Genomic DNA, 12,558 nt, shown 5'->3' on the forward strand with positions numbered 1-12,558 from the left:
GGGGGCCGGAGGTTAGGAGGGGGGCCGGGGTCTTATCCTGGCTTATTTACCAGCACTCCATTTCTGAATTCTCTCCAGAGCCTCATCGGTGGACTCGTGGGTACCGAAGGCTGTGAAGCGCACATAGCCCTCGCCACTGGGACCAAAGCCTACGCCTGGCGTGCAGACCACATTGGCACCGTAGAGCAACTCCTCGAAGAACTGCCACGAAGTGGTGCCCTCGGGCGTGCGCATCCATATATAAGGTGCGTTCTCGCCTCCGTAGCACTCGAAGCCGGCAGCACGCAGTGTGCAGAGCATCTTGGAGGCGTTCTGCATGTAGTAGTCGATGGTCTGCTTCACCTGCTGCTTGCCCTCGGGGGTGTAGATAGCCTCGGCAGCGCGCTGCGAGATGTAGCTGGTGCCGTTGAACTTGGTGCACTGACGGCGGTTCCACAAGGGGTTCAGGGCAATGCGTCGGCCGTCGATGGTGGCTGCCGTGAGGTCCTTGGGCACGATGGTGTAGCCACAGCGCACGCCAGTGAAACCAGCGGTCTTGGAATAGGAGTGGAACTCGATGGCGCACTTGCGGGCACCACGAATCTCGTAGATGCTGTGGGGCACGTCGGGGTCGGTGATGAAGGCCTGATAGGCAGCATCGTAGAAAATCAGTGTGTCGTTCTTCAGGGCGTAGTTCACCCACTTGCGCAACTCCTGTTTTGAGATGACCGTACCCGTGGGGTTGTTGGGATAGCAGAGGTAGATCACGTCAACACGCTGCTTGGGCAACTGTGGCGTAAAACCATTCTCGGCATTACAGGGCATATAAACCACGTTAGACCACAGGCCGTTCTGCACCGTTCCGGCGCGACCTATCATCACGTTGGAGTCGATATACACGGGATAGATGGGGTCGGTGACACCGATGGAGTTGTCCCAGCGGATAAGCTCCTGGATGTTGCCGGTGTCGCTCTTGGCGCCATCATTGATAAAGACCTCGTCGATGTCCAGATGGATGCCACGAGGCAGGAAGTCATTCTTTAGGATGGCCTCGCGCAGGAAGTCGTAGCCCTGCTCAGGACCGTAACCGCGGAAACCCTGATGCGTAGCCATCTCGTCGGTGGCCTTGTGCATGGCCTCGATCACAGCGGGGCAGAGGGGTTGGGTGACGTCGCCAATGCCCATCGAGATGACGTTGGCATTGGGATGTGTTACTTTGAAGGCGTTGACCTTCTTGGCTATATCTGCAAACAAATAGTTGTTGGGCAGTTTCAGAAAATGTTCGTTGACTAGTGCCATATATCTAAGCCCCCTAAGTTAGGGGGATGGGGGTCTGAACGCGAGCCCCCTAAGTTAGGGGGTTGGGGGTCTGAACGCCCCTCGTGTCTTTCCCGTTAATTGTTAATATTATGTGTAAGAGAGCCTGTTCAGACCCCTAAATCCCCTTATGAAGGGGACTTTGGCCTGTTCAAACCCCTGTTGCCCCCTCGCTCGGCTTTGCCGCTTGGCTCGTCCAAGAACTTAGGGGGCCGTAATCTCGCCATCGAAGACGAAGGCTGCGGGGCCCGTCATATAGACATGGTTATCACTCTCGCGCCACTCAATGCTGAGGGTGCCTCCATCCATCACAATCTGCGAGGTGCGACCAGCCTTGCCAGTCAGAGCTGCTGCCACGGCTGTGGCGCAAGCACCCGTGCCACAGGCCTGGGTGATGCCGCTGCCACGCTCCCACACACGGGTGCGGATGGAAGCCTCCCCCTGCCCCTCCGAAGGGAGGGGAGATGCAAACTCGATGTTGCAGCGCTGGGGGAAGGCGGGATGAACCTCCAGGGCGCGACCTTTGGTCTCTACCTGATCGACGTCGTCGGTGAAGATGACGTAGTGGGGGTTGCCCATGGAGACAAAGAGACCCACCCCCTGCCCCTCCCTGTGAGGGAGGGGTGTTGATAGATTTGGGGTGAATAATTTATCGTCCTCTAAAACCGGTTCGCCCATATCCACCGTGACGCTCTCCACGCTCTCGTTGACAATGTGGAGATGGAGCCGCTTGATACCCGACAGCGTGAGCAATCGAATCTCGGCCTCCAGGTATCCATCCGCCTCTCTTACAGGGAGGGACCAGGGGTTGGCCTTCTCATAAAGATATTTGCCGATGCACCTCGAGGCATTGCCACACATCATCGCCTCGCTGCCGTCGGCATTGAAGATGCGCATGGTGAAATCGGCTTCGGGGATGGGCGACTTGCCTATCAGCACCAGTCCGTCGGAACCGATGCCCTTATGACGGTCGCTCCACTGGATGGCAGCTGTCACGGGGTCGGCAATGGGATACTGCGTGGTGTCAACATAGATGTAGTCGTTGCCACAACCGTGCATCTTGGTGAATTTGATCTTGCGCATAGGATAAACGGGGGATTAATGGGTGTTCTGAGCGAGGAAGTCATGCACCTTCTGTGCTGTCTGTCGGCCGCTGGCCAGCGCACGCACCACGAGCGAGGCACCATTGGCTGAGTCGCCACAGACGAAGACATTCTTGGGATATTCGGGATGCTCGGGTTTGAGGAATCCCATGGCCAGCAGGCAGAGCTCGGCCTTGATAATCTCGGGTTTGCCCTTCTCCACCATGATGGGGCGACCACCCTCGGGATTGGGTTTCCAGTCAATCTCCTGCACCTTGACGCCCGTCAGTTTGCCGTCCTTACCCAGGAACTCCAGCGTGTTGATGTTCCAGCGGCGCGTACATCCTTCTTCGTGCGAAGAGGTGGTCTTCAGCGTGCGGGGCCAGTTGGGCCAGGGGTTCTGTGGGTCTTCAGGACCTTCCACGGGGCGAGGCATAATCTCAATCTGGGTGACACTCTTGCAACCCTGACGGTGGGCCGTACCGATGCAGTCGCTACCGGTGTCGCCACCACCAATCACCAGCACATCCTTACCCTTGGCGCTGATGCGCTCGTCTTTCGAGAACTCGATGCCAGCCAGCACACGGTTCTGCTGCGCCAGCAGTTCGAGGGCATAGTGCACGCCCTTCAATTCGCGGCCGGGGGCTTTCAGATCGCGGGCGGTGGGGGTGCCTGATGCGATGACAATGGCGTCGAAGGCCTCCCCAAGCCCCTCCGAAGGAGGGGATGTTTGATTACCTGAAGCATCGGAATTGTTCCCTGAAACATTGGATAAATGTATCTCAACACCCCCTCCTTCGGAGGGGCTTGGGGAGGCTTCAACGTTGTACTTAAACTCGATGCCCTCCTGCTCCAGCAGGGCGATGCGGCGGTCGATCACTGCCTTGTTCAGCTTAAAGTTAGGGATACCGTAGCGCAGCAATCCGCCTGCAGCTTCGTTTTTCTCAAATACGGTGACGGTATATCCCATGTGGTTCAGGTCGTTGGCGGCAGCCAGTCCGGCAGGACCAGCACCAATCACAGCCACCTTTTTTCCGTTGCGAACGATATCGGTCTTGGGCTGGATAAAACCCTCCTGGAAAGCCATCTCGATGATGGCACACTCATCTTCGCGGTTGGTGGTTGGCTCGTGGTTAAAGCGGTTCAGCACGCAAGCCTTCTCGCAGAGGGCCGGACAGATGCGGCCGGTGAACTCGGGGAAGGGGTTGGTGCTGCTCAACAGCTTGTAGGCCAGTTCCCAGTCGCCCTTATACAGAGCCTCATTCCACTCGGGCGCCTTGTTGCCCAGCGGACAGGCCCAGTGGCAGAAGGGCACACCACAGTCCATGCAGCGTGAAGCCTGCAACTTACGTTCGCGGACGCTGAGCGTCTGTTCCACTTCACCAAAGTCGTGTATTCTATCGTTGATAGGACGGTAGCCCGCCTCCTGGCGATGTATCTCTAAGAATGCTTTTGGATTTCCCATTTTTTTAAAATTTAAAAGTTGAAAGATTGAAAAATTGAAATTCTCTTTAATTCTTCCATTCTTTAATTCTTCAATTTTTTTTTGGATTTCCCATTTTTTTAAAATTTAAAAGTTGAAAAATTGAAAAATTGAAATTCTCTTTAATTCTTCCATTCTTTAATTCTTCAATTTTTAGTAGTCGCGCTGGATGTCGGCAATCTTTTCGTGCAGACGTGCCATCTTCTCCTCTTCGAGCACACGCTTATACTCGATGGGCACCACCTGAATGAAGTCCTCGATGTGGCGATGCCAGTCGTCGAGCATGCGTCCGGCCAAGGCCGAACCCGTGTGCAGGTAGTGCTGACGAATCAGCTCGAGCAGTTCTTTGCGCGACACAGAGTCCTCTACCAGCGAGAGTTCCACCATATCCATGTTGCAGAAGTAGTCGAACGTATGGTCGGGGTCATAGACATAGGCCACACCGCCACTCATACCTGCAGCGAAGTTGCGACCGGTCTTGCCCAGCACCACCACGCGACCGCCAGTCATATACTCACAGCAGTGGTCGCCGGCACCCTCGATAACAGCGATAGCTCCCGAGTTGCGCACGCCAAAGCGCTCGCCCACCTTACCGTTGACGTAGAGTTCGCCGCTGGTGGCTCCGTAGAGACCGGTGTTACCTGCGATGATATTGTCTTCGGCCTTGAAGTCGTTGCTGCGACGGGCGGGTGGCAGGATAGAGATACGTCCGCCAGAAAGGCCCTTACCGAAATAGTCGTTACATTCTCCCTCGAGTTTCAGGTTCACGCCATGAACGGCAAACGCGCCGAAGCTCTGACCGGCCGAGCCTTTGAACTTGATGTTGATCGTGCTGTCGGGCAGCCCGGCTTCGCCATATTTCTGGGCGATGACACCAGAGAGCATCGTGGAAACGGCACGGTCGGTATTCTTGATGGCGTAATCGAGTGTTATCTCCTCGCCATCGTTGATAGCCTTCTCTGCAGCCTTGATAATCTCCTCATCCTTCACACCGGTAACCTTGGTATATGCGCCACGGTCCCAATAGAGGGCCTTGTCTGTGTCGGGCTTATGCAGCAATCGGGCAAAGTCGATAGACTTCTGCTTGTCGGTAGCGTTCTCGGTGTTCACCTCTATCAGTTCGGTGTGTCCGATAATCTCCTTCAGCGAGCGAACACCGATCTCAGCGAGGTACTCGCGCACCTGCTCGGCCAGGAAGGTGAAGTAGTTCACCACATACTCTGCACGACCCTCAAAGTGCTTGCGCAGCTCTGGGTTCTGGGTGGCCACACCCATCGGACAGGTGTTGGTGTTGCACTTACGCATCATCACACAGCCCAGCACAATGAGCGGCAGTGTGCCGAACGAGAACTCGTCGGCACCGAGCATCGCCATGATAATCACATCCTTGGCGGTCTTCAACTGGCCGTCGGTCTGCAGGCGCACCTGGTTGCGCAGACCATTGACCACCAGCGTCTGCTGGGTCTCGGCCAGACCAATCTCGGGCGAGATACCTGCAAAGCGCATACTTGATGCGGGCGAAGCACCCGTGCCGCCCTCGGCACCACTGATCACGATGAGGTCGGCCTTTGCCTTAGCCACACCAGCGGCAATAGTTCCTACGCCACTCTCGGCTACTAACTTCACACTAACGGCAGCCGTGGGATTGATGTTCTTCAGGTCGAAGATGAGCTGTGCCAGGTCTTCAATCGAATAGATATCGTGATGAGGTGGTGGCGAGATGAGCGAGATGCCGGGAATGGCATTACGGGTCTTGGCAATGATGTCGTTCACCTTGAAGCCGGGCAACTGTCCGCCCTCACCAGGCTTAGCGCCCTGTGCCACCTTGATCTGTATTTCTTCTGCATTCACCAGGTATTCAGCAGTCACGCCAAAGCGTCCTGATGCGATCTGCTTGGTCTTTGAACTGAGGCTCACGCCGTCCACCTCCGTGTGGTAGCGGGCGTTGTCCTCACCACCCTCACCGGTGTTAGAGCGGGCGCCCAACTTGTTCATAGCCAGTGCCAGCGCCTCGTGGGCCTCGATGCTCAAGGCACCAAACGACATGGCACCCGTCACGAAGTGCTTCACGATGCTCTCTACGGATTCCACCTCGTCGAGGGAGACGGAAGGCCCTCCCCCCTGCCCCTCCCTGTCATGGAGGGGAGTAGTAACTTTCTTGAATCGAAGGAAGTCACGCAAGAAGATGGGAGATTCTTTCTCGTCAACCAATTTTGACCACTCTTTAAACTTCTCGTACGAGCCTTGTCGACAGGCCAGTTGCAGTTTGGCGATAGTCTCTGGGTTCCAGGCGTGCTTGATACCATCCTTGCGCCATGCAAAGAGGCCCTGGTTCTGCAGCATGGTCTGCTCCTTGGCAGCCTCGTGCAGCGCAATGGCGTCGCGGGCAATCTCCTTCAGGCCCACACCACCGATGGTGCTCACCTCTGTACCGAAGTAGCGGCGCAGCAGGTCTTCGCCCAGTCCGATGCTCTCGAAGATCTTGGCTCCACGATAAGAGCGGATGGTAGAGATACCCATCTTCGACATGATCTTCTTCAGACCCTTATCCACAGCCTTGATGTAGTTCTTCTCGGCAGTAGCATACTCCTCTTGAATCTTGTGTTTCTTCACCAGATCGTCGAGCACGGCAAAGGTCATGTAAGGACACAGGGCGCTGGCACCATAGCCCAGCAACAGGGCTGCGTGCATCACCTCGCGAATCTCGCCGCTCTCCACAATCAGAGCTGTCTGCACGCGCTTACCCACGCTAATCAGGTAGTGGTGAACAGCGCTGACGGCTAGGAGGGAGGGGATGTAGAAACCTCCCCCCTGCCCCTCCGAAGGAGGGGTGATTTCAACCTTGTCAGTTAGGATGATGTAGTTTACGCCCTCATCCACGCTTGCCTCCGCGTCCTTGCACAATTTGTCAAGCGCATTGCGCAGCCGCTCCCCTCCTTCGGAGGGGCCGGGGGAGGTGACCATTGGCAATTTCTTGGTCTTGAATCCCTTATACCTTATATTACATAATATATCGAGTTGTGTGTTGGTCAAAACGGGCTGGGGCAGGCGCACCATCTTACAGTTAGAGGCATCGGGCGTGAGGATGTTGGTACCTACGGCACCGATGTATTCCGTCAGACTCATTACCAGCTCCTCGCGGATGGGGTCGATGGCGGGGTTGGTGACTTGCGCAAACTGCTGACGGAAGTAGTTGAACAGCACCTGCGGACGGTCGGAGATGACTGCCAGCGGCGTGTCGTTACCCATCGCAGCCACGGGCTCTTGGCCGGCAGTGGCCATGGGGATGATGGTCTTGTCGATATCCTCCTGTCCGAAGCCAAACTGCACCAGCTTAGCGTTCAGATGATCCACACCGTTGTCCACCTTGCGTCCGCTCTTCAGCTTCTCCAGCTGCACGCGGTTCTCGTTCAGCCACTCGCGATAAGGATGGGCCTTGGCGAGTTGTTCCTTGATCTCGCCATCGTAGTATATCTTGCCTTCCTGGGTGTCGATGAGCAGGATCTTACCTGGCTGCAGACGACCTTTCGATACCACGTCGCCGGGCTCGAAGTCCATCACGCCTACCTCACTGGCCACTACCATCATGCCTTGTTTGGTGATGGTGTAGCGACTGGGGCGCAAGCCGTTGCGATCCAGCATACCGCCTGCATAGCGACCGTCGCTGAACAGCAGGGCGGCAGGACCGTCCCAGGGCTCCATCAGGATAGAGTGATATTCATAGAAGGCTTTCAAGTCTTCAGAAATGGGGTTCTTGTCGTTGAAGCTCTCGGGCACCAGGATAGCCATGGCCTGAGGCAACGAGAGTCCGCTCATCATCAGGAACTCAAACACGTTGTCGAGACTGGCAGAGTCGCTCATGCCGTCCTGCACAATGGGGCGCAGGTCCTTGATGTCACCCAGCGCCTCGCTCGAGAGCACACTCTCGCGGGCCTTCATCCAACCGCGGTTACCACGGATGGTGTTGATCTCACCATTGTGGGCCAGCAGGCGGAAGGGCTGTGCCAACTTCCATTTGGGGAAGGTGTTGGTAGAGAAGCGCGAGTGAACCAGTGCCAGTCCGCTCGTGAAGTAATCGTTAGACAAATCGGGGAAGTAGCGACGCAGCTGTCCGCTGGTGAGCATACCCTTGTAGATGATATTCTTAGAAGAGAGGGAGCAAATGTAGAAATCGGACTCTCCCCCCTGCCCCTCCCTGTGAGGGAGGGGAGTAGATAGTTCTTCCATTTTGGCTACCCTATTCTCGATTCTCTTCCTTATTATATATAATGTGCGCTCGAATGTCTTCTCCTCTTCGTCTGGAGTGTAATCACTCCCCTCCATTACAGGGAGGGGATGGAGGGTGGGTCCCCTCTTCACGAAAATCTGCTTGATGTCTGGTTCCACCTCACGTGCAGCCACACCCAGCACCTCGGGGTTGGTGGGCACCGTGCGCAGATGCATCAGTGTGAGTCCCTCGCGCTCAATCTCCTCGATCATCACGCTCAGTATCTGCTGCTGTGCCTGCGCATCCTTAGGCAGGAACACCAGTCCTGTGCCATACTTTCCTTTCTCGGGCACGGGGATGCCCTGAAGCAGAATAAACTCGTGGGGGATCTGCACCATAATACCAGCACCATCGCCGGTCTTATCGCGTGTCTCAGCACCGCGATGCTCCATGTTCTCCAACACCTTCAGTGCATTGTCCACCAACTCATGACTCTTACCGCCATGAATATTAACCACCATGCCTACACCACAGGCATCGTGCTCGTATTCACTTTGATAGAGACCTTGATTGTTTAGTTTTCGTTGTGTCATATTATCCTCTATTAATCTTACACTTTTTAAAAATTTGCGTGCAAAGATATTACATTTGTCAACAAACTAGCCAATACTGCTGACGTTTTTATCTACTTTTTACCCAAAAGTAACAATCTGTAAGTATTCGGCGTTATAAACTAACAATTTGTAATTTACCCAACAAAACGACCTTCTATTTGTCTTTTTCTGCCGTTTTAAGACGGTTAAAAGCCGATAAAAAGGGGATTTGTATATAGTTTTTTTAGCACTCTGACGCAGTATTATCATTACATCATGATAATATTTCAATCCGAAAGAAAATCATATAATTTCCTTTCGAATTATCAGTTTGGGCAAAAAAGTAGATAAAAAGTTGGGCACCTCGCGGGACTAATCGCATGAGAAAGCGTAATTTTGCAGTCCATAAAATAGATAAGTTTTATGGAAACAAAGTACATTTTCGTAACAGGAGGCGTGGTGTCTTCATTAGGTAAAGGCATCATTTCAGCCAGTATTGGAAAACTGCTGCAAGCACGCGGCTATAAGGTAACCATCCAGAAGTTCGACCCCTACATCAACATAGACCCAGGCACACTGAATCCCTATGAGCACGGCGAGTGCTACGTGACTGAAGACGGATTCGAGACCGACCTGGACCTGGGACACTACGAACGCTTTACCGGCATTCACACCACGCGAAACAATTCTATCACAACAGGACGTATCTACAAGACGGTCATCGACCGCGAACGCCACGGCGACTATCTGGGCAAGACAATTCAGGTAGTGCCACATATCACCGATGAGATTAAGAGGAGGATGCTGAGGACCTCCCCCGACCCCTCCGAAGGAGGGGAGAATGGTTCCTCCCCTTCGGGGAGGTTAGGAGAGCCCTTCGACTTCGTCATCACCGAGGTGGGCGGCACCATTGGCGACATTGAGAGTGCTCCTTTCATGGAGGCCATTCGCCAGTTGCGCTACCAACTGGGACGCAATGCCGTATGCGTACACCTGACGTACGTGCCCTATCTGAAAGCGGCCGACGAGCTGAAGACCAAGCCTACACAGCATAGTGTGAAGGAGCTGCAGGGCATGGGCATCCAACCCGACATTCTGGTGCTGCGCACCGAGCGCCATCTGGACGACGGCATGCGCATGAAGGTGGCCTCGTTCTGCAATGTGGACCTGGAGTGTGTGATACAGAGCGAAGACCTGTCGTCTATCTATGAGGTGCCTGTGAACATGCAGCACCAGGGACTAGACGCCGCCATCATGCGTAAGATAGGTATCCCCGTGGGCGAGACACCGGCCATGAAGCCTTGGCACGCCTTCCTCGACAAGCAACGCAACGCCACCACCGAGGTACACATCGCACTGGTGGGCAAGTACGACCTGCAGGATGCCTACAAGAGTATCCGCGAGAGCTTGAACCTGGCGGGCATCTACAACGACGTGAAGGCGCGCCTGCACTTTGTAAACAGTGAGGAGATCACACAACAAAACATCGCTCAGAAGTTGAAGGGCATGCAGGGAGTCATCATCTGTCCGGGGTTCGGCAGTCGCGGTATTGAGGGCAAGATCATTGCTGCCGAGTACACGCGCACCAACGACATACCCACCTTCGGCATTTGTCTGGGCATGCAGATGATGGTCATCGAGTTTGCTCGCAACGTGCTGGGCTATAAGGATGCCAACAGTGCCGAGATGGACACCGAGACACCACACAACGTGATCGACATGATGGAGGAGCAGAAGACCATCACACAGATGGGCGGTACCATGCGACTGGGTGCCTACGGCTGCGAACTGGTGAAGGGCAGTCGCACCTACGAAGCTTATGGCGAGGAGACACTCATCAAGGAGCGCCACCGCCACCGCTATGAGTTCAACAATGCCTATCAGGAGGAGTATGAGGCTGCGGGCATGAAGTGCGTGGGCATCAACCCCGATGCCAATCTGGTGGAGATCGTCGAGATACCCGAGAAGCGCTGGTACATCGGCACACAGTTCCACCCCGAATACACCTCTACGGTGCTGAATCCACACCCCCTGTTTTTGTCATTCATTAAGGCATGCCTTTGAGAATTCTTTTAGTCGGCCTATGGCCTTTGTAAAAGCGTCACAAGTGCTGAGCGGAGAATTGATAATTGATAATTGACAACTGATAATTAATGGAGCAACTGAAGCATGAATGCGGCGTGGCGATGATTCGCCTGCTGAAGCCGCTGGATTATTACGAGAAGAAATATGGCACCTGGGCCTACGGATTCAATAAGCTCTACCTGATGATGGAGAAACAGCACAACCGCGGACAGGAGGGTGCTGGATTTGCCACCGTGAGCATGAGCAAGGAGGCAGGAACAGAATATATGTTCCGCGAGAAGGCCGAAGGCAAGAATGCCATCACTGAGATATTTGGCAGAGTGACCGAAGAGATGGCGGGCGAGCTTTATATGGGTCATTTGCGCTACTCTACCACGGGCAAGAGCGGACTGCAATACGTGCATCCTTTCTTGCGCCGCAACAACTGGCGAGCCAAGAACCTGTGTCTGTGTGGCAACTTCAACATGACCAACATCGACGAGGTCTTTGACTATATCACAGCGCAAGGTCAGTCGCCACGTATCTACAGCGACTCGTACATCACACTCGAGCTGATGGGACACCGACTGGACCGCGAGGTGGAGAAATGCTTCGACGAGGCAAAGGCTCAGGGACTGGAGGGACTGGACATCACCAATTATATAGAGGATCACATGAAGATGGCCAACGTGCTGCGCACCACCATGAAGCACTATGATGGTGGCTTCGTGATGTGCGGACTGACGGGCAGCGGCGAGATGTTCTCGGTGCGCGACCCGTGGGGCATACGTCCAGCCTTTTACTATCGCGACGATGAGATCATCGCACTGGCCAGCGAGCGACCCGTGCTGCAGACCACCTTCGACCTGCAGGCTGAAGACATCCACGAGCTGATGCCGGGCGAAGCGCTTATCGTGAGAAAGAATGGCGAGAGCCACTTGGAACAGATCATGCCGGCACAGCAGTTGAGTGCCTGCTCATTTGAGCGCATCTACTTCAGCCGTGGTTCCGACTGCGACATCTATCAGGAGCGCAAGCGCCTGGGCGTACAGCTCACGCCGGCCATCCTGAAGGCCATCGATAGCGATGTGGAGAACACGGTGTTCTCGTATATCCCCAACACGGCCGAGGTGGCCTACTATGGCATGACCGACGGTTTCCGTCAGCAGGGCTATAATGTGCGCACCGAGAAGGTGGTGTGGAAAGACATTAAGTTGCGCACCTTTATCTCTACCAACAACGAGCGCAACGACCTGGCTGCCCACGTCTATGACGTCAGCTATGGTTCGCTCAAGGCGCATGTGGACAACCTCGTGATCATCGACGACTCCATCGTGCGCGGCACCACGCTGAAAGAGAGTATCTTCAAGATTCTGGACCGCCTGCACCCCAAGAAGATTGTGATGGTGTCCAGCTCGCCACAGATTCGCTACCCCGACTACTACGGCATCGACATGGCCCGCCTGGAGGAGTTCTGCGTCTTCCGCGCCACCATGGCACTACTCGAGGAAACCACCCGCATCGACGGACAAGCACTGATACAGGAGGTATATAAGGCCTGCAAGGAGCGCCCCATGGAGGCCAACCACGTGAGAAAGCTCTACGAGCCCTTCACGGTGGACGAAATCAACCAGAAGATTGTAGAGATGCTGCGCCCGAAAGATATGCAGGCACCCATCGAACTGGTGTTCCAGAGCATCGAAGGTCTGCACGAGGCATGCCCCAATCATCCGGGCGACTGGTACTTCACGGGCCACTACCCCACTCCGGGTGGCATGCGACTCTGCAACAAGGCCTTTGTGAACTACATCGACAGCCTACAGAAATAGCTTA

General features: G+C 54.9%; 6 protein-coding genes. 2 read left to right on the forward strand and 4 right to left on the reverse strand.

Annotated features, from left to right (window positions below):
* Nucleotides 1–42: 42 nt before the first annotated feature.
* From T496_RS0110490 to gltB, 4 genes are all read right to left on the reverse strand, one after another.
* Nucleotides 43–1,278, reverse strand: a complete 1,236-nt coding sequence (locus T496_RS0110490; protein WP_027450715.1) for an LL-diaminopimelate aminotransferase — start codon at nt 1,276–1,278, stop codon at nt 43–45.
* A gap of 222 nt (nt 1,279–1,500) precedes the next feature.
* Nucleotides 1,501–2,379 carry a diaminopimelate epimerase gene (gene dapF / locus T496_RS0110495; protein WP_027450716.1) on the reverse strand — a complete coding sequence of 293 codons (879 nt, stop codon included), beginning with the start codon at nt 2,377–2,379 and terminating at the stop codon, nt 1,501–1,503.
* Nucleotides 2,380–2,394: 15 nt separating this feature from the next.
* Nucleotides 2,395–3,843, reverse strand: a complete 1,449-nt coding sequence (locus T496_RS0110500; protein ID WP_027450717.1) for a glutamate synthase subunit beta — start codon at nt 3,841–3,843, stop codon at nt 2,395–2,397.
* A 171-nt stretch (nt 3,844–4,014) separates the two neighbouring features.
* Entirely contained in the window at nt 4,015–8,661 is a 4,647-nt protein-coding gene (gltB, locus tag T496_RS0110505) for a glutamate synthase large subunit (protein ID WP_027450718.1), read from the reverse strand.
* 423 nt (nt 8,662–9,084) lie between these two features.
* Here gltB and T496_RS0110510 point away from each other — a divergent pair, with 423 nt between their 5' ends.
* Nucleotides 9,085–10,725, forward strand: a complete 1,641-nt coding sequence (locus T496_RS0110510; RefSeq protein WP_027450719.1) for a CTP synthase — start codon at nt 9,085–9,087, stop codon at nt 10,723–10,725.
* An 89-nt stretch (nt 10,726–10,814) separates the two neighbouring features.
* Nucleotides 10,815–12,554 carry an amidophosphoribosyltransferase gene (locus T496_RS0110515; RefSeq protein WP_027450720.1) on the forward strand — a complete coding sequence of 580 codons (1,740 nt, stop codon included), beginning with the start codon at nt 10,815–10,817 and terminating at the stop codon, nt 12,552–12,554.
* The last annotated feature ends 4 nt before the right edge of the window (nt 12,555–12,558 follow it).

Origin of the sequence: Xylanibacter brevis P6B11 (assembly GCF_000621825.1) — a bacterium.
In the GTDB taxonomy this organism is placed as follows: domain Bacteria; phylum Bacteroidota; class Bacteroidia; order Bacteroidales; family Bacteroidaceae; genus Prevotella; species Prevotella brevis.